Annotated in this window: 12 protein-coding genes; 2 read left to right on the top strand and 10 right to left on the bottom strand. The window is 69.0% G+C overall.

The window, feature by feature from the left end; genetic code table 11:
* Nucleotides 1–6: 6 nt before the first annotated feature.
* Entirely contained in the window at nt 7–3,234 is a 3,228-nt protein-coding gene (locus A5708_RS04430; RefSeq protein WP_065027461.1) for an arabinosyltransferase domain-containing protein, read from the bottom strand.
* Nucleotides 3,231–6,557 carry an arabinosyltransferase domain-containing protein gene (locus A5708_RS04435; protein WP_065027462.1) on the bottom strand — a complete coding sequence of 1,109 codons (3,327 nt, stop codon included), beginning with the start codon at nt 6,555–6,557 and terminating at the stop codon, nt 3,231–3,233. The genes A5708_RS04430 and A5708_RS04435 overlap by 4 nt, the downstream gene beginning before the upstream one ends.
* A gap of 369 nt (nt 6,558–6,926) precedes the next feature.
* Here A5708_RS04435 and A5708_RS04445 point away from each other — a divergent pair, with 369 nt between their 5' ends.
* Entirely contained in the window at nt 6,927–8,081 is a 1,155-nt protein-coding gene (locus A5708_RS04445; protein WP_065027464.1) for a BTAD domain-containing putative transcriptional regulator, read from the top strand.
* Between the two features lie 3 nt (nt 8,082–8,084).
* Here A5708_RS04445 and A5708_RS04450 read toward each other — a convergent pair whose 3' ends face one another.
* A complete protein-coding gene (locus A5708_RS04450) occupies nt 8,085–8,708 on the bottom strand; it encodes a maleylpyruvate isomerase family mycothiol-dependent enzyme (RefSeq protein ID WP_065027465.1) in 624 nt (207 codons plus the stop codon).
* Between the two features lie 249 nt (nt 8,709–8,957).
* On the opposite strand from A5708_RS04450, the gene A5708_RS04455 reads away from it, so the two are divergent.
* Nucleotides 8,958–9,212 (top strand): hypothetical protein, encoded by a 255-nt coding sequence (locus A5708_RS04455; protein ID WP_065027466.1) that lies wholly within the window; start codon nt 8,958–8,960, stop codon nt 9,210–9,212.
* 77 nt (nt 9,213–9,289) lie between these two features.
* Here A5708_RS04455 and A5708_RS04460 read toward each other — a convergent pair whose 3' ends face one another.
* The 7 genes from A5708_RS04460 to A5708_RS04490 form a co-directional block, all read right to left on the bottom strand.
* Entirely contained in the window at nt 9,290–12,553 is a 3,264-nt protein-coding gene (locus A5708_RS04460) for an arabinosyltransferase domain-containing protein (RefSeq protein WP_065027467.1), read from the bottom strand.
* A 6-nt stretch (nt 12,554–12,559) separates the two neighbouring features.
* Nucleotides 12,560–14,482: a galactan 5-O-arabinofuranosyltransferase gene (locus tag A5708_RS04465; protein WP_065027468.1), complete on the bottom strand. Its 1,923-nt coding sequence runs from the start codon at nt 14,480–14,482 to the stop codon at nt 12,560–12,562.
* A gap of 2 nt (nt 14,483–14,484) precedes the next feature.
* Entirely contained in the window at nt 14,485–15,252 is a 768-nt protein-coding gene (locus A5708_RS04470; protein WP_065027469.1) for a decaprenylphospho-beta-D-erythro-pentofuranosid-2-ulose 2-reductase, read from the bottom strand.
* Nucleotides 15,253–16,644: an FAD-binding oxidoreductase gene (locus A5708_RS04475; protein WP_065027470.1), complete on the bottom strand. Its 1,392-nt coding sequence runs from the start codon at nt 16,642–16,644 to the stop codon at nt 15,253–15,255.
* Nucleotides 16,645–16,676: 32 nt separating this feature from the next.
* Nucleotides 16,677–17,111, bottom strand: coding sequence for a GtrA family protein (locus A5708_RS04480; protein ID WP_064880240.1), 435 nt, complete (start codon nt 17,109–17,111; stop codon nt 16,677–16,679).
* Between the two features lie 43 nt (nt 17,112–17,154).
* Nucleotides 17,155–17,634 (bottom strand): GreA/GreB family elongation factor, encoded by a 480-nt coding sequence (locus tag A5708_RS04485; RefSeq protein WP_065027471.1) that lies wholly within the window; start codon nt 17,632–17,634, stop codon nt 17,155–17,157.
* An 87-nt stretch (nt 17,635–17,721) separates the two neighbouring features.
* A complete protein-coding gene (locus tag A5708_RS04490) occupies nt 17,722–18,600 on the bottom strand; it encodes a TauD/TfdA dioxygenase family protein (protein ID WP_065027472.1) in 879 nt (292 codons plus the stop codon).
* Nucleotides 18,601–18,680: the final 80 nt, after the last annotated feature.

Here is an 18,680-nt window from a genome sequence, read left to right on the forward strand (position 1 = left end):
CGCTCGCTACGGCTTGATGCGGATCGGTCCGGGCGACCACCATCCGGTGCGGGTGGCGGTGCCCAGGTCGAGCTGCGCCGGGCGCGCGTCGGCGATGGTGTCGAACTTGCGCAGCGATCCCCAGTCGCGGCCCCAGTCATGGGACAGGTACGTCGACATGACGTGGGCTCGCAGCAGCAGGTCGGTGATGCCCAGCAGGCCGCCGTTGACGCCGTCCTGCCAGGTGTCGGTGTCCTGCTTCTTGGCGTTGTAGTCCGGGGTGATGCGGAACTCCGGGATCTCGGTGACGCCGTTGGAATGCAGCATCGGATGCTGGCACGGGAACGCCAGCCCGACCGCCCAGTCCATCAGCACCGGGCGCTTCGAACCGATGTACTCCTGCAACGAACGCAGCTCCGGCACCCGCGGCGGGGTCAGCGCGATCCAGTCATCCGGCGTCAGGGACAGGTCCTCGGCGACCACCCGCACCGCGACCGCGTCGGCGGGCATCTGGGAGCGCGCGAAGCGCAGGTTCCGCCACACCTTCGGCTGCTCGCCGTAGAGGTCGTAGGGCACCAGGCGACCGGCCGGCTGCACCGCGCCGCCGGGACCGGGCCTGCCGAATTCCAGCTCCACCGTCTGCCCGCTGGTATGGCCGTGCAGGATGCTGTTGCCGGCGATAGTGCCCGCGGCGGTCACCACGACCAGCGGGTGTCCGTCGTCGAGTTTCGGCAGCTGGTACCACGCCGAGGTGAGCCGGCTCTGCTGCTGCGCGCCGGTGGTGTAGCTGCCCGCCAGCGGAACCCGCGCGGGATCGAGGCCGTAGGGCAGCGGCACCGTCGACCCGTTGATGCCCGGGGCCTTCAGCTTGAGCGGCGCATCCCAGTCGTAGTCGGTGCCGGGCTGCGGCACCTCCGTCTCCTTGACCGACTCGGCCAGGGTGCGGTCCGGAACCCCGTTGGGAGTGAATCCCGTTGGGCTGACCCCACCCAACGGCCCCAGCGGGCCGTAGTTGTCCGGCAACGGCGCCATGAAGCCGGCATTGCTGTCGGGCTCGACGAGCACGTCGTCGGCCAGCCCGCAGCCGCCGCTGAACTCCCGCAGGTTGTCCCAGGCGTTGGAATAGGTGGGGTACTGACGAACGATGCCGGCCACCATCGAGGCGATGAACACCAGCGCCATGAAGCCGGCCGCGAGGGGGATGGGCGCGGCGGTGAGCGCGCGCGCCAGCCGCCCTTCGCCGCGGTCCCTAGGCGCGAAGTGCAGGTACGCCGCGTACAGCGCGACGATCACGAACAGCGCGAAAAAGACAGTGCTGATGCTGATTCCGTGGATCCTCGGCATCACGTTGTTGAACGGGACACCGAAGCTCGACACGTACCACCACCCGTTCGTGGTGGCGAAACACAGCGCCAGCACGAACAGCAGCGCCGCCAGGAAGGCCATGCGGTTACGCGACCAGCGCAAGCTCTCGTGCGACACCAGCACCGTCGTCAGCGCGGCCATCGCCGCTCCCACCGCGGCGAACAGCCCGAAGTGGTGCACCCACTTGGTGGGCGTGAACATCAGGAAGAACATGGTGCCGAAGATGACACCCATCAGTCGCCAGGCCGGCCCGCGCGCCACGCCGGGAATGCGCTTGCGCCGCAACATGATAAAGACCGCGGTGAAGAGACACAGCGCGGCGACCAGGAAGCCGAAGCGGCGCGACAGCGAACCGTCGACGGTGGGCAGGATCAGGTAGTAGTAGCGCAGGTTCTCGGTGTACCAGGCCTGGCTGGGGCCGATCGAGGTGCGAATCCTGGTGGCTTCCAACACCGTTGACAGCGTCTGATCGGCGAACACGACGGTCAGGATGACCGTGCCGGCGGCCAGCATCGGCGCCACCAGTGGCCAGGTGCCGACCAGGCGATGGCGTTTCACCAGAATCCGCAGGATCGGACGGCCACCGGCGACCAGCGCGGCCACCGCGATCAACCCGGTGGGCTGAACGCCGAGGGTGAACGCCGCGGTGATGACGGCCAGCGCCGCGGGCGTCAGCCGGCTGTAGCGCATGGCGCGCTCGATCAGCACGTAGGTGATCAGCGACCCGACGGCGATGATCGGCTCGGGGCGCAGGCCGTTGTCGAACGGCATCCAGGCCGTCAACAGCACCATGCCCGCCGCCCAATTCGCCGCCTTGCTGGCGGCCACCGCGGGTCCCAGCCGGGGCAGCACCTCACGCGAGAGCAGCAGCCAGCACACGATCCCGGCGATCAGGTCCGGCAACCGCATCCACAGGCTGGCGTCGGTGACGTGGGTCATCAGCGCCAGCAGGTTGTAGTACCAGCCGAAGGGGTCCTCGGGGCTGCCGAACCAGCGGAAGTAGTTCGACATGTAGCCGGCGCGGTCGGCGACACGGGCCATGCCCAGGATGTAGCCGTCGTCCGAGGAGTTCGCCCCGATCACATGCCACAGCACGAAGCCGGAGATCACCGTGACGTCGGCCAGGGTGAACGTGCGCCAGTTCGCCGGAATGAGCCGGCGCATCCGATGACCGTCCAGCTGATCGAGCCGCCACAAGGCGATCAGCGCGACGATGGTGGACACAATGGCCAACACCATCGCGGCCAGCTTCAAAGTCGTTGGGGTGGTGGAGAACCGGGTGTCGATGGTCGCCGACAGCTTCAAACCCGGCGGGGCCGGTCCGCTGAGGTCGGTGAATACCCCCACGATCTGCGGCCGCAGGTTCGGGTCGGGGAATCCGCCGCTGATCGGTTTGCCCGCCGGATCATTCAGTCCGACGAAGGTGGCGAAGGCACCCGCCTTGGTCGAGGTGATCTCGATGCGCTGGCATTGCGGGGACGCGACCTGATCCCGGGCCGCGCTGGCGATCACCACGTTGCGGTCGGTGACGTCGACGCGCTTGTTGTTGACGACCACGAACAGCGCGTTGAGCGCGGCGTCCTTACCCTTCTTGGGCGCCGTGCTGAGCACCACCCCGCCCTCCGGCGGCAGGGCGCGCACCACCGAGCACGGCACGGTCACGTTCACGTCGACCGGTGTCAGCGAAATCAGCGGCGCGGTAACGCTGTTCAACTGGCCGTTCTGCGGCCAGTTCAGCTGCGCGGTGGTCTGCACGACGGGCAGCAGCGGCGTCGCGACCGACAGGATGAAACCGATCAGCCCGGCGATCGTCGCGACCCACCGGGTCACCCGCACGTTCTGCCCGGGGGCCGCCTTGTCTTCGCGGCTGTCGACGGTCGTGACGCTCATGGCAGTGCCCGAATCGGTCCCTGCCGGCTCCAGCCGTGCACTGTCATCACACCCTGTTCGATTACGGCGTCCGGCGCCTGATCAGCCGGCACCAACCGGAAATACTGCTCCACGGAACCCCAGTCGCGATACCAGTCGCCACGCAGATACGTCGAGATCGTCGAGGTGCGCAGCATTGTCTGCAGGAACAGGAACGGTCCGCCGGCCTCGCTGGCCTGCCACCCGTTCGACGACGACGCCGTCTGCTTGTGATCGGGCAGGATGCGGTACCGCGGAAGTTCCGCCACGCCAAGGTGTTCGGAGAACGGCCGCTGGCACGGGAAGTTCGCGGCGGTCGCGATGTCCATCAGCACGGGTGTCTGCGATCCCATCAATTGCTGCAGGGTCTGGAACACGGGCACGCGCGGCGGGGTGAACGCGAACCACTGGTCCGAGCTCAGGTTCGGGTCGTAGGCGACGATGCGCGCCACGTTCGCCTCGGGCGGCGCCCAGGTCAGCGGGAACCGTAGATTGCGCCACGCCGGCTCGGGCCCGATGTCGATGGGCTGGACTTCACCGAGCGGCTGGGTGGTCCCGTCGGGGCGGGTGACACCCCACTGCAGTTTCAGCGACTGCCCGTAGGTGAAGGTGCCGTCCTCTTTGTAGGACCAGATAGCGCCGGATGCCGACACCACGACGATCGGCCGGTCGCCGGTGCGCGGGGGCAGCTGGTACCAGGCCGAGGTGGCGGTGGCGGCCAGCGAGTTCTCGCCGTAGCTGCCCATCACCGGGGTGCGGGCCGGGTCGAGGCCGAACGGCAGCGCGATGTTCGACCCGTTGACGCCGACGGGGCCCTTTCCGCCGGCCGTGCCCGCGGAGTCGCTCATGGCCGCGTTGGGCTTGTTCGGTGACGCGTCTGAGTTCACCACGCCCGGTTTGGTGACCACCGGGTACGACCTCAGGTCGTCGCCGACGCCGTTGGGTTTGAAGCCGACCGGGTTGCTGCCGCCCAGCGGGCCGTCCGGGCCGAAGGTCTGCCCGGGCGCCGGCTGCAGCATGCCCGCATTGGGGTCCGCCTCGGTGAGCACGTCGTCGGCCATGGCGCAGCTGGCGGGGGACAGCCCCGAACTGATCGCGGCGAGGTTGGCCTTGCCGGTGGTGTAGAGCGGGTAGCGGAACACCGCACCCTTGGTCAGCGAGGCGACTTCGCCGACGACCATGATGGTCGCGACCACCAGCAGCGGGGTCGACGCGAGCACCCGGTTGCGCCGGTTGTCCTTGACCTCGGTGTGCCCGGCGTAGTCCATCCGGAAGTGCTGCCACGCGGCCAGCAGACCGGTCGCGATCGACAGCGCCAAAAACATCGATGTCACCGGGTGGCTGGCGATCACCGGCTGGATGTCGTACCACGGCACCCCGTAGTTACCGACGTAGAACCAGCCGTTGACGCCGGAGGTCGCGACCGCCAGCACGAACAGCAACGCCGTCACGTACAGCGTCAGGTTGCGGCGGTTGTGCAGGCCGATCCGGGCCAGCGCGAACGCGGTGACCGCACCCAGCGCGCCGGCCAGCCCGGCGAACGCGCCGAACTGGACCGCCCACTTGGTCGGCGTGAACGTCAACAGCAGCAGGCCGAACGCGCATGCGCCGATCAACCGCCACGCCGGGCCGCTGGCCACGCCGGGAATCCGGCCCCGACGCAGCAGGGTGACCAGCATCCCGAACATGCACAGCAGCAGCACCAGGACGGCGAATCGCCGCGCCATCGATCCGTCGGGGTTGGACTCCACCGTGAGGAAGTAGTAGCGCAGCCAGTCCTGGTACCAGGCGATGGTCGGGCCGACCTTGTACTTGATGCGGGCCGATTCGCCGACCGTGGCCAGCGTCTGGCTGCGGAACACCACCACCAGGATCAGCGACAGCGAGGCCGCCAGCACCGCCAGCGGTGCCAGCAGTCCGTCGCTCGCCCGGCGGCGCCGGATCGTCTGGGCGACGGCCCGCGCCCCGGTCAGCAGCGCGGCGACGGCGATCAGGCCCTGCGGCGCCAGCGTGGCGGTCAGCAGCGCCACGATGATGGCCACCGCCGCGGGTGCCAGCCGCCGCAGCGCGATCGCGCGTTCCACCAGCATCCAGGTGACCAGCACGCCGAGGGCGATCAGCGGTTCGGGCCGCAGTCCGTTGTTGAACGGCAGCCATGCCGCCACGAACACCGCGCCCGCGGTGAAGACTGCCACCCTGTTGGCCGCCAGGCCGCCGCGGCCCGGTCCGAGCCGGCGCAGCACCCAATGGCTGATGATCAGCCAGCACCCGATTCCGGCCACCGTGGCGGGCAGCCGCATCCAGACCCCGGCCGTGCTTACGGAGGCCATCTTGGCCAGCAGCCCGAGGTACCAGTCGAAGGGTGCGTCCGTGGTGCCGAAGTAGCGGTAGTAGTTGTCGATGTAGCCGGCGCCGGGGGCGACGCGCGCGATGGTCAGGTTGTAGCCGTCGTCCGACGAGGTGGCGCCGATGATGTGCCACAGCAGCAGGGTCGCGATCACGCCGGCGTCGGCGATCCAGGTCGCGATCCCGACCCGTCGCCAGTTGGCCAGGTGCGTGCCGGGACGGTACCGGGAGAGCCAGGCGATCGGGGAGCGCCAGTTGAGTAGCGTGCTGCCGCCCCGGCTGCGGCGGTCCAGCACCGCGAGCGCGATGATGGCCGTCAGCACGGCCAGGGCGCCCAGGACCATCACGATTTCCTTGATGACGGTGGGCGCGGTGATGAAGCGGGTGTCGATGTCGATGCGGGCCGACAGCCCAGGTCCCGCGGGCACCTTCATGTCGGTGAAGACGCCGCCGACCTGGGGCTTCTTTTCGGGTGACAGCACCCCGGTGGCGCCGGGGATGCCGACGAAGTCGGCACCGGTGGCGCCGGCGTCGGCCCAGACGTGCAGCACGCTGCAGCCCCCGGCGGCGACGGCCGAACGTTGTGCGACCGCGGCCACGGTGTCCCGGAACGCGACCACGACCACGTCGGTGTTGGCGCGCACGAACAGCCCGTTCTTTCCGGCGTCCATGCCGCCGGGCGGCAGGGTCGAGACCACCAGGCCGCCGCCCGCGGGCAGGGTCGCGATGTCCGGGCAGGGAATGGAGATGTCCAGCGCGCGGGGTGCCCCCGACACCAGGGGCGCGGTGATCTGGCTGACGTGCCCATCGGTGTTGCCCTGCGGCCAGAGCACCGTCGCGGTGGTCTGTTTGACCGGAAGCAGTGGGACGGACAGGCACAGCAGCAGGCCCACGATGCCCGCGATGGCGGCCACCGACCGGGGGATCCGCTGCGATCGCTCATTACCGTCGTGGGGCACGAGGCTCGATCGTAAGCGACGCGGCTTTGTCCGATGAGGACGCGGGGCCGCGCAGCGCCCCGGGGCCGAGTCGGACCCTCGCTGTTGAGCGCCCCGGGTCCGCCGCCGGCCGCGACCGCACCGGCCGAGACCGGGTCCGTTACCGGCTCCGGATCGGCGCCCACGGTCGCCGTCGGGTGGGCGAGCAAACGTTCGGCGTAGGGCCGACCAGCGAGATCGTGGCCCAGGGCGTGCCGCTCACGCTGTGATGGCGGGCGCGAATCACAGGAAAACCCGCCTGCCGATTCAGCATTCGTTGCGTCTATGCGTTCAAAATGGGGGGCTGAGGCCTCGAGTGCGGCCGCCGAACCCCCGGGAGGCTTACAGCGCGTGACGAATGCAGGTCTGGGATTTGGCGTCCTGGGACCGTTGTCGATGACGGCCAACGGCACCCAGTTGTCGCTGGGCGCCCCGAAACAGCGGGCGGTGCTGGCCATGCTCCTGATCCACCGCAACCGACCGGTGTCCGTCGACGCCCTGATCGATGCCGTGTGGGGCGAGGCTCCCGTGCCGGCGGCGCGCACCAGCATCCAGTCCTACATCTCCACGCTGCGTCGGCTGCTGCGCGGCGCGGTGGCCAACCCGAACGGGGTGCTGGCCAGCGCCCCGCCCGGCTATCAGCTCAGCGTCGCCGACGCCGATTGCGACCTGGGACGCTTCCGCGCCCACAAGACCGCGGGGGTCCAGGCCGCCAGCCTGGGCCGCTTCGAGGAAGCCAGCAGCCACCTGTCGGCCGCGCTGGGCGAATGGCGCGGACCGGTGCTCGACGACCTGCACAGTTTCGCCTTCGTCGACGCGTTCGCCAGCATGCTGCTCGAGGAGCGGGTGGCCAGCTACACCGCCCGCGCCGAAGCCGAGATCGCCTGCGGGCGCGCCGACGGCGTCATCGGCGAGCTGGAAGCGCTCGTCGCACGGCATCCCTTCCGTGAACCGCTGTGGGCGCAGCTGATCACCGCCTACTACGTCACCGAGCGGCAGTCGGATGCGCTCGGCGCGTATCGGCGCCTGAAGACGGCGCTGGCCGACGGGCTGGGCATCGATCCGGGCCCGACGGTGAACGCCCTGCAACAGCGCATCCTGCGCCAGGAGCCGCTGGGTCCCGAGCAACCCAAGCGGGTCGGCAAGCGGGCGGTGATGACCACCCACAAGCAGAGCACCGTGCGCTCGGAGTCGACGGCGGCGCTGGTCGACAATCCCGTCGTCGCCCGGTTACGTGACAAGGCAGGCCGGCACTACCAGCTCAACGGTGTGACCACCCGGATCGGACGGCTCGACGACAACGAGATCGTCCTGGACGACACCGAGGTCAGCCGTCACCATGCCGTGATCATCGACACCGGAACGGATTTCCTGATCACCGACATGAAATCCACCAATGGTGTGCAGGTGCGGGGCCGGCGCGTGCGGCGCAGCACCACCCTGGAAGACGGCGATCACATCCGCATCGGCAACTCGGAGTTCGTCTTCGAAATCCGCCCCGCCTGAACGCTACCCGCGGACCCGGGCGGCCAGCGTGGCAAGCCCGGCGCCTTCGAGGTCGGCCAGGGCGGCCGGCCGGCCCGTCATGGCCAGCAGGAGCGCCTCGCCGGGACCCGTCACCTCGGGCCCGTCGCCGTGTGTCCACGAGACGTCGGTGGCGCGCAGTCCCAGGCCCCTGATCCGGCGTCCCGCGCCGAGCCGGGGGTTGCCGGGCACCAGCGGAAGGATCCGCTCGAGTCGATCGGGCGGCACTACGCGCGGCCGGCCCAGCGAGCGGCGGATGTCCTGGTGGTGGACGGTGCCGTCGACGAGTGCGATCATTCCGCCGAAACCCGCTGGCAGACCGCGTGGTTGAAGATGACCGCGCAGGAATTCCAGCAGCTGTTGCGGCGTGAGGGCGGCGAATTCGTCGACGCCCACCTGGTTGGCCCGCACGATCCAACCTTTGGCGAAGCGTCTCAGCAGCCCCAGCGCGCCCAGTTCGTCGTAGCTGATCACATGCGCGACAACGTCTTTGACGTTCCAGCGGGTGCACAGCGTCGGCGCCTCCCAGTCCTGCGGCGTCAGCGTGGCGAGGAATTCCGCGAGGTCGGCGCGCTCGGCGCGGGCCATGGTCATCAGGTCGGACGTCATCGCGGGTCACCATCGGCTCAACAGGTTCGGCCGCGGCCCGGCTGCAGCGGCCACGAACCGAAATCTAGACCCATCGATATCGAGCCTCAAGGGTTGCGCCGCAGGTCAACCGGGGACGCAAGAATTCCGCAAGAATCTCTGAACCATCTGGCAAGCCGCCTGTCGCAACCTGGTGTTGCCGGTCAGCAAGATCGGTCCCAGGAAAAAAGTACGCAAATACGCAAAGTACGGCAGATAGGAATCACCACCATGAAGGACAACATCGCCGGCGCAGACACCCAGACCGACGTCAAGGCCAAGAAGGTCTCCAAGCTCCGCGTCGCCGCGGGTGTCGGATTGGGCGCCATCGGTTTGTCGATCGCCGGGTCGCTGATGCCGGCCGTCGCCTCCGCAAGCCCCTACGTCCCGCACAGCGGCCACCTGCACCCGGTGCGCCACTACGCCGCCAACTTCCTGAACCCGGGCTGGACCCTGACGCACCCGTTCAACGCCGCCCTGCCATGATCTGACGTCGATCTCGCGCAGTAGTCTGCCCCGCTTCCGTGCTTCGGCCGGAAGCGGGGCAGAACTCGTTGTGCGCCTTAGTGTCTCAGCGGGGCTGGGCCCCACAGGCCGCTGCGGGTGGCCGTCCCCAGCAGCAGGTGCGCGGGTTCGGCGTCGGGGTAGTAGGGCGTCAGCCGTTGCAGCGAGCCCCAATCGCGAGACCAGTCGTCCTTGAGATAGGTGGCCATGGTGGTCGCCTTGACCAACAGCTCGGTGACGCCCAGCGGGCCGCCGCCGTTGTTGTCCATCACCGGGGAGTTGGCCTCCGCGCCGAAGCGGTCGGGCAGGATGCGCCATCTCGGGGTCTCGTCGACGCCGTTCTGATGGCCGAACGGTCGCTGGCAGGGGAAGGCCAGGCCGACGAGCCAGTCCAGGAACACCGGGTCGGCGGAGCCCACCACGTCCTGCAGCGTGCGCAGCTGCGGAGTTCGCGGCGGGGTCAGCGCGATCCAGTGCTGCGGGGCCAGGTCTTCGTCGTCGGCGACCAGCCGAATCTGGGTGGCGGAGCTCGGAATTGCCGACATCGGCAGGCGCAGGTTGCGCCATGCCGGCGACGCGCCCACGTCCGAGAATTGGAACGAGCCGCCGGGATGCCCGCCGGCCGCCTGGTCGTCGGTGGCCCACTGCACCTGGACCTCGCGGGGGTCGAAGCGCCCGGCGGCGCTCACCACCAGCAGCGGCCCCGCCTTGTCGCGGGCGGGCAGTCGGTACCAGCTGGACCGCAGGTGCGCGGGCACCTGAATGCCCGAGCGCCAGCTGCCCAGCACCGGGGTGCGCGCGGGGTCGAGGTTGAAGGGCAGCTGGGCCGAAGAACCGTTGATCCCCGGCGCGGGGGTGGTGCCGCCCTCGGTGCCGGCCTGGTTGCTGCCCGTCTTCTCCTCGTCGTTGACGAAGCTGCGGTCACCCGGGCGTTCCATCACCGGGTCGGCGCGCACGTCGGCGGGAATTCCGTTGGCCGTGAAGGCTTCCGACAGACCTGCGCCCAGCGCGTCGGCCACCGACGCGTTTACCGGCGTCAGCATCCCCGCGTCGGGGTCCTGCTCCACCAGCACGTCCTCGGCCAGTCCGCACGACTTTCCGGTCAGGGCCTGCAGGTTCGAGCGACCGACCGACCACGCCGGATACTGATCGGTCATCGCCAGGGTCAGCGAAGCCACCTCGAACACCACCAGCACCCAGGTCGCAATTGCCAAGGGGGACTGAATAATTCCAGCGGCTCGTGCGCCCAGGTGGGTCTTGGGTGGCCCGTTGTCCGGCGCGACGAAGTGGAACCAGGCCGCCAGCAGCAGCACCACTACGGTCAACCCGAGCAGCGCGGTGGCGAAGGCGTAGTGCCAGGCCGGGAACTCATTCGACCACGGCACACCGAAATTCGAGACGTACCACCAGCCGTTGACGCTGGCGAACGACAACGCCACCAGGAACAGCACCACGGCGGCGTACACGGTGCGGTTGCGCCGGGATCGCATCGCCACGGAGGTGACCGCGACCGCGGCCAGCGCGCCCAGCGGCCCGGCCAGCCCGGCGAACACCCCGAAGTGGTGGGTCCACTTGGTGGGCGTGAACATCATCGCCACGAAGGAGATGATGGTGATCCCGACGATGCGCCGGCTCGGCCCGGTGGCCGTGCCCGGAATCCGCCCCTTGCGCAACGACATTGCGACCGTGATCCCGAGCGCGAGGATCAGCGCCAGCACGGCGAAGCGGCGGGCGACCGACCCGTCGGGGCTGGCCATGAACAACCGCTCGTAGCGGGTATGTTCGTCGAACCAGCTGAGGCTGGGCCCCACGGCGCGTTTGAGCATGGTGGCCTGGATCTCACCGGTCAGTGTCTGGTCGCGGAAGATCAGGATGACGGTGACGGTGACCGCGGCCAGCAGGGGCGCGACCAGCGGCAGCGCGCCGAACCGTTTCGAGCGGCGGTGCAGGATGGTCCGCAGCGGCCCGATCGCGACCAGCAGCGCGCCGATCGAAGCGATGCCCGTCGGCCCGGAGAACAGGGTCAGCGCGCCGATGATGCAGGCGATCGCCACCGGCAGCAGTCGGCTGGTGGCCACCGCGCGTTCCACCGAGCACCAGGTCAGCAGGATGCCCAACGCGATGATCGGTTCGGGACGCAGGCCGTTGTCCAGCGGCAGCCAGACGGCCAGGAACATGCCCGCCGCGGTCCAGGCCGCGGCGCGGTTCTGTTTGACGGCGTGGCCCAGCCGCGGCATGACCTCGCGGCTGATCACCCACCAGCACGTCAGCGCCATCGCCAGGGTGGGCAACCGCATCCAGACGCTGGTCGTGCTCACGTGCGCCCACAGCGCCAGCAGGTCGTAGTACCAGCCGAACGGCGCCTCGGGCGTGCCCAACCAGCGGTAGTAGTTGGCCATGTAGCCGGCGTGCTCGGACACGCGGGCCATGGTCAGGATGTAGCCGTCGTCGGAGGTGTTGGCGCCGACGAAATGCCACCACACCAGCACGCCGATGACCAGGGCGTCCAGACCGCCGATCGACCACCAGCGGGCGGGCAGGAAGCGGCGGTGCCGGGTCCCGTCGGCGGTGTCGAGGATGTGCAGCGCGATCAGCGCGGCGGCCGTCAGCACCAGCCCGAGGACCATCGCGGCCATCTTCAGCGGGGTGGGGCTGCTGCTGTAGCGGGTGTCGATGGTCGCCGAGAACTTCAGGCCGGACGGCGCCGGGCCGCTCAGATCGGTGAAGACGCCGACGATCTGGGGCCGGAAGTCGTAGCCGCTTTTCTCGCCGCGCAGCGGCGAGCCGGGATGCTCGGCGTTGGGTCCCTGGGTCAGGCCGACGAACTCGGCGGTGACCCGGTCGGCGTGCGCGGTGAAGGTCAGCCGCTGGCAGGCCGGGCTGAGCACCTGGCTCAGCGGGGCGGTCACCACCGGGACGTTGCGCACCACCAGCACCAGGTCGTTGTTGGCGCGCACGATCAGCAGCCCCCGGTCGACGGACTTCGGCGCCTGCTTGGGCACCGTCGACAGCAACACCGTCTTGGCTGTATTGCCCGGCCCGGCCAGGCCGGCGGCGGCCTCGCACGGGACGGTGACGGTCAAATCGGTGGCGACGTAGCCGATCAGCGGCGCGTCGACGCTGCCGAAGGTGCCGTTCTGCGGCCAGTTGAGTTGGGCGGTGGTCTGGTCGACCGGAAGCAGCGGGGTGGCGATCGCCAGCAGCACTCCGAGCAGCCCGGCGACGGAAGCAACCAGCCGGGCGATCCGGTGATTCGCTTCCGTGTCGTTCACGGAGCTAGATGCTAGTTCTTCGGCCGTTTTGGCCGTGGTGTCGGTGCTCATCAGCGGTTACGTCCCGGGCTTGCGGATGGCCAGCACAAATGGGCCGACGCTTTGGACGACGAAACGCGGGTTGTCGAACAGCGCCCCGCGCAGATCGACGGTATACCGCCGCACGTTGGGCTGGTTGGGGTAGACGTCCTCGGCGAGCCGCAGGGTGTAGTTGCCTCCTCCGCCGCGGCGCATCAGGAAGACGGTCGGCGGGGGCCAGGGACAGGTGTCCAGGGCGTGGACCAACTCGTCGGCGGTCTTGAGGTTGGACCACTTGTTGATCTGCGCGGCACGCAGGTCGAATTGTGCGAGTGGGTTGGCGTAGTGCGAGGTGAGGCCCTGGAATCCCCAGTAGGGGTAGAAGGACAGGAAGCTGTAGTCGGCGGTCATCACGACGGTCTGGTCGCGCGGCTTGCCGGTCACCTGCGTGATGGCGTGATCGATGGTGGCGTAGAACTTTTCGGCGCTGGGCGGCCGGCGGTCGCCGCGCTGCCCGTGACCGTCGGTGTCGGTGTAGGCGATGGTGAGGTCGGGTCGCAGCACGTCGGGGATGTCCTGGCTGAAGGCGATGGCGGCGGCCAGGCCGATGGCGCCGGCCACCGGGGCGATGGCGCGGCCCCAGCTGCGGTCGCGGCCCGCGCCGGCGAGCGCCTGGGCGAGTTCGAGGAAGCCGAACGCCCCGGCGGCGACCAGCAGCACGCTCAGGGTCGGCTGCAGCCGGAACGACAACAGGGTGGTGCGCGCCAGCGTGGTGAGCATGGACAACAGCGACCACAGATAGATCGCCAGCACGCCGATGGCCAGTGCGCCCGCCCGCACCGACGAGCGGGCCCGGAGCACCAGCCACAGGGTGCCGATCAGGCAGACAACACCCAGCAGCGTGAACTGCAGCATGGGGAAGGTCAGCTCGGCGCCGTCGCCCGGCAGGTAGTGCATGGCGCTGCCGGAGTTGCTGATCGGGCTGTGCACCGCCCGCACCACGAACGGCAACCACGTCGTGCAGGCGATCGCCACGGCGATGCCGGCGATGACGCCCAACCGGCGCAGCGGATCGAGGGCGGCTTTCACGCCTCCGGTCGTGCGGTTCCCGTGCCAGCGCACGCCGGCCAGCCAGAGGGCCATCAGCCCGACGGTGAACGCGCTGAACCCGGACAGCAGCGTGTACCAGGTGGCCGTCCAGCCCAGGAACAGCCCGGCGGCGATCACCGCGCCCCAGCCCGCACGGCCGGACGCGTCCGGCCGGTCACCGGCGCGCAGACCCGACCAGGTCAGCACCAGCATCGGCGGCAACAACACGGTGATCATCGCCGAGTAGGGCTCGGGAGAGCCGTAGGCCAGCGTCACCGCGGCCGTCGCGGTGGTGACGATCAGGGCGTATTCGAACCGGACCATCCGCCACCACAGCACCAGCGCGACCGCGACGGCGATGGTGATCGAGGTGATGGCCCACGGCTTGAAGATCTCCCAGGCCGGCGACCCGCCGAGCGCCGCGGCGCGCCCGCCGATCCAGAACCAGCCCGGCGGGTAGTACGGCGGCAGCCCGAGATAGGTCATGTCGCGCAGGGCGGGGCTGTCCGCCAGGCGGGTCAGGTATTCGGTGCGGAACTGCTGGTCGACGGAGATGCCGAACAGGTACAGCTTGGTCGCCCCCAGCGGCATGCCCAGCGTCACGACGGTGAACGCGGACACGAAGACCAGCCCGGCCAGTTGGGTCAGCAGCCGGCCGCGGGGGCGCGCGCAGCGGCGCCACACCCAGCCGACGGCGACCAGGCAGGCCAGGCAGCCGACCTGCCCGACGGTGGTCAGGGCGTGCAGTTGATTGGAGGACGGGAACGCCGGCCACTGCACCCGGGAGATGGCGACCAGCGAGACCACCGCGACGACAACCGCGACCAGCACCGCCAAAGCCATCTGGCCGAGGGTGGCCAGCGCGTTCCGCATGGTCAGATGGGAAGCTTGCGGAAGATGGGACGTGGGACGTGTCGCAACACCATCATCACGTAACGGAATGCTGCTGGTGCCCAAACCAATTCCTTACCTTTGGCGGCCGCAGTAACCGCGAGGTTGGCGACGTATTCCTTGTCGACGGTCAGCGGGGCTTCCTTGACGTGCGCGCTCATCCGGGTACGTACCTGGCCGGGCCGTATCACCAGGACGCGAACCCCGTACTCGCGCAACGCTTCTCCGAGTCCCAGGTAGAAGCCGTCCAGCCCGGCCTTGGTGGAGCCGTAGACGAAGTTGGACCGTCGCACCCGCTCGCCGGCCGCCGAGCTCATCGCGATGATCTGGCCGAACCCCTGGGCACGCATTTTCTCGCCCAGCAGCACTCCCACCGAAACCGCTGCGGTGTAGTTGATTTCGGCAGCCTGCACCGCCTTGTGCTGGTTCTGCCACAGCTCCTCGGCATCCCCCAGGATGCCGAACGCGACAATGGCCACGTCTATATCTCCGCCGGCGTTAAAGGCCGCCTCGATCATCTTCGGGTGGGTGTCGGGATCGGTGGCTTCGAAGTCGATCAGCTCGACCGAGCGCGCGCCGGCGGCCTGCATCTGCGCCACCGCGGCGTCGCGGCCGGGGTCGCCGGGCATGGCGGCCAACACGATCCGCGCATGCGCGTTCTGCAGGTAGCGTTCGCAGATGGCCAGGCCGATCTCGGAGGTACCGCCGAGCAGCAGGATGGCCTGCGGATTACCTACGGCATCGAGCACCATTTAGAGCAGCTCCAAACGTCGGGCCATGTCGGAGGCAAACACCCCTGTCGGATCTACCTTGCGTCGCACGGCGATCCATTCGTCGATGCGCGGGTACATGGCGTGGAAGGTTTCGGCGCTCACGCGGGAATCCTTGGCGGTGTAGACCCTTCCGCCGAATTCGTGCACGCGCCTGTCGAGTTCGTTGAGGAACTCGTTGATCCCCGGCTTGTTGGGGAAGTCCATGGCGACGTTCCAGCCGGCCATCGGGAAACTCAGCGGCGCGCGGTTGCCCGGCCCGAAGAGCTTGAACACGTTCAGCGCCGAGTAGTGACCGGTGGTCTGGATCCAGCGGATGATGGCCTTGAACTCGTTCATCGCATCCGGCGGAACCAGGAACTGGTGTTGCGCGAAACCCCTTGGGCCGTAAGCATTATTCCAGCCACTGACCAGGTCGAGCATGTGATAGAACTGCGACAGGTTCTGGATCTTGCCGCTGTAGGTTCCGCCCAGCCGGTAGTACACCTCGCCGATCGCCATGAACGACAGCTTGTTCATCGCGCTCACCGGGAACAGGTCCGGCACCGTCAACAGCTGCGGCGCATCGAATTTCAACGGGTTCTTGGCCAGCTTCTTCGGCAGCTGATCGAGCTTCGCCAGGCTGCCCCGGCTGACCGAGGCCCGGCCCAGCTTCGGCGGCGGGCTGATCAGGTCGAACCACGCGCTGGAGTACGTGTAGTTGGCCTCGCTGCCGTCGAGGTGAACGGCGACCGTTTCATCGAGGTCGTGGGTGGCGACACCGTCGGCGATGAAGTACGCCGTCTCCGTCGGCGTCATGGCGATGGTGGCGCGCAGCACGATCCCGGTCAGGCCGTTGCCGCCGACGGTGGCCCAGAACAGCTCGGCGTCGTCCCCGTCGGGGGTGATGCTGCGGACAGTGCCGTCGGCCATGAGCAGGTCCATCGACCGGACGTGGTTACCGAAGCTGCCGGCGCTGTGGTGGTTCTTGCCGTGGATGTCGCAGGCGATCGCGCCGCCGACGGTGACCTGGCGCGTTCCCGGCAGCACCGGAACCCACAGCCCGAACGGCAGCGCCGCCTTCATCAACTGGTCCAGGCTGACGCCGGCGTCGACGTCGACCAGCCGGGTGTCGGCGCTGATCGAGTGGATGCGGTTGAGCCCGGTCATGTCGATCACCAGGCCGCCGCCGTTTTGGGCGTTGTCGCCGTAGGACCGGCCCAGCCCGCGGGCGATCACGCCCCGGCTTTTGGGATCGCCCGAGTCGGCCACCCGGGCCACCGCCTTGGCGATCACCTCGGGATCGCGGGTAGCGAGCACCTGGGCCACCGACGGTGCGGTGCGCCCGAAGCCCATCAGCTGGGTGGGCTTGGTCAGGGGATCGGTGCTCGACATCGTCAAAGAGGGTACCGCTTGCCGAAGGCGGCTCAGCGGATGCGGAAGATTACGGCCCGCTGCACGACGAAGTTGATCACCGTCGCGGTGCCCTGCGCGATCACGAACGCGACGAGTGGCGCCCAGCCGCGGTAGTGCAGAAGCGCCAGGCACACGTGGTTGAGCCCGACCTGCACGGCGAACGTGATGGCGTAGAGGACCATGACCGCGACGAACCGGGCGGTGCTGGGAGACGCCTGGAAGGTCCAACGGCGGTTGATCAGGTAGGCCGTGATGGTGCCGACGATGAAGCTGGTGGCCTTGGACAGGTCAACCTGGACGCCCACCACCTTCCACAGCAGCAGGTAGAGCCCGAAGTCCACAATCCCCGCCAGCCCGCCGGTGACGACGAACCGGGTGACCTGCGTCGTCAGGCTCAGGTGCGGGCGCACGTCTTCAGACGCGGAATCGGGCAGGGGGGCAACCATCGAGGGGAGTCTAACGGGGCCGGCGGGCGCTCCCTGGCAAGCGCTAGCGGGGCAGCTTGACCGAGATCAGCTCGACCTGGTTCTCGCCCTGCGGCGTCGAGTAGGTCACCGTGTCGCCGGGTTTGCGCCCGGCCAGGGCCTGGGCCAGGGGGCTGCGCGCGGTCAACGTCTCGGCCTCCCGGCCGACGGGGGTCTCCTCGACGATGGAGATCACGTGCATCGTGACGACTTCGCCGTCGGCGAACCGCAGCGTCACCTCGGTGCCGCCGGGCAGCGTCTCCGCCGCGTCGGCGTCCGACGGCCCGGTCCGCAGGCGCCGGTCCAACTCGTTGATCCGGTCGGTGAGCACCACCAGTTCCTCGGCGCGCTGGATCGCCTCGGCCGCGTCACCGTGGTCGCCCACCATGCCGCGGTCGTTCTTGACCTCGGCCTCTAGCCGCTCACGCCGTTGCCGTAGCCGGTCCAGCTCCGCTTCGAGGTTGTTCCGCGCGGCGTCCGCTGCTGATGGGGCTTTTTTGCTCACGTCGGTGGACCTTTCGCCCGGTTGCTCAGATGGCGTTCCAGTGTGACACCACGGCGACGCACCCGCCACCATCAGTCGGAGTGCATGTCACCGGCGCAGCGGCGAATGCATCGCGTCGAGCCCGTCCGCGACCGTGGCGGCGACGGTGCTCCGCACCATGTGGCGCGGCTCTCGCGCCGGCCACGGCCGGCCGCGGTGCATGATCGCGCGGTTGTCCCACATCACCACGTCGCCCCTGCGCCACGCGTGCAGGTAGCTCGCTCCTCGGGCGGTCGCCGCCTGAGTCAGCTCGGCAAGCAGCTCTTGCGCCGCGGTCCGATCCATGCCCTCGATCGCGAAGGTGTGCGAGGCCATGTAGAGCGCCTTGCGGCCATTGACCGGGTTCTTCCACACCAGGCGCCAACATTGTGGCGGCAGCGCCGCCCGCTCAGCCGGGCCGACAAGGTCGGGCGCGATCTTCGCGCGCGAAAAGGCGTATTCGTGCCAGGCGAAGGAATTCTCCAACCGCCGTTGCAGCGCCGGATCGAGGCGCTCGAACGCAAGCCGGGTGGAGACGTACTCGGTCTCGCCTCCCCGCGCCGGAACGATGCGCGACGACAGCACCGAAGCGAGCGCCGGCACCCGCTTGAACGAACTGTCGGTGTGCCAGAGCTGGTTCGCCTTGTTTTCCAGGGCGAGCCGGTGATCTTCCGGCACCACGTTGCCCCCCTCGTCGAGGGTCTGGAGGACGACGAGATTGCTGCCGGCGCCCACCGACCCCGCCTTGGTGACCTCGAGCGGGCCGAACCGGCGCGTGAAGGCGAGTTGTGCCTCGTCGGTGACGTCCTGGTCACGAAAGACCAGAACCGAATGCTCCTCGAATGCCGCGCGCACCGCCGCGTAGGCGGCGTCGGCCGCGGCAACCTCGTGGATGGTCACTCCGCGCAATTCCGCGGCAAAGCCCGGGCCCAGCGGCACGATGTCCATCGCGCCCTCCATCGATAGTCTGAGCACACTTTCCACCCAAAATGGCTCCCCGGGCAACCAAGCCGGCGCGGGCCTCGAGC

Source organism: Mycobacterium colombiense (genome assembly GCF_001672755.1).
Taxonomy (GTDB): Bacteria; Actinomycetota; Actinomycetes; order Mycobacteriales; family Mycobacteriaceae; genus Mycobacterium; species Mycobacterium colombiense_C.

What these genes read in the sequence shown, in the direction of transcription:
- A5708_RS04430 (WP_065027461.1), bottom strand. Translation starts at nt 3,234, where the DNA reads ATGAGCGTCACGACCGTCGACAGCCGCGAAGACAAGGCGGCCCCCGGG.
- A5708_RS04450 (WP_065027465.1), bottom strand. Translation starts at nt 8,708, where the DNA reads ATGACGTCCGACCTGATGACCATGGCCCGCGCCGAGCGCGCCGACCTC.
- A5708_RS04455 (WP_065027466.1), top strand. Translation starts at nt 8,958, where the DNA reads ATGAAGGACAACATCGCCGGCGCAGACACCCAGACCGACGTCAAGGCC.
- A5708_RS04460 (WP_065027467.1), bottom strand. Translation starts at nt 12,553, where the DNA reads ATGAGCACCGACACCACGGCCAAAACGGCCGAAGAACTAGCATCTAGC.
- A5708_RS04465 (WP_065027468.1), bottom strand. Translation starts at nt 14,482, where the DNA reads ATGCGGAACGCGCTGGCCACCCTCGGCCAGATGGCTTTGGCGGTGCTG.
- A5708_RS04470 (WP_065027469.1), bottom strand. Translation starts at nt 15,252, where the DNA reads ATGGTGCTCGATGCCGTAGGTAATCCGCAGGCCATCCTGCTGCTCGGC.
- A5708_RS04475 (WP_065027470.1), bottom strand. Translation starts at nt 16,644, where the DNA reads ATGTCGAGCACCGATCCCCTGACCAAGCCCACCCAGCTGATGGGCTTC.
- A5708_RS04480 (WP_064880240.1), bottom strand. Translation starts at nt 17,111, where the DNA reads ATGGTTGCCCCCCTGCCCGATTCCGCGTCTGAAGACGTGCGCCCGCAC.
- A5708_RS04490 (WP_065027472.1), bottom strand. Translation starts at nt 18,600, where the DNA reads ATGGACATCGTGCCGCTGGGCCCGGGCTTTGCCGCGGAATTGCGCGGA.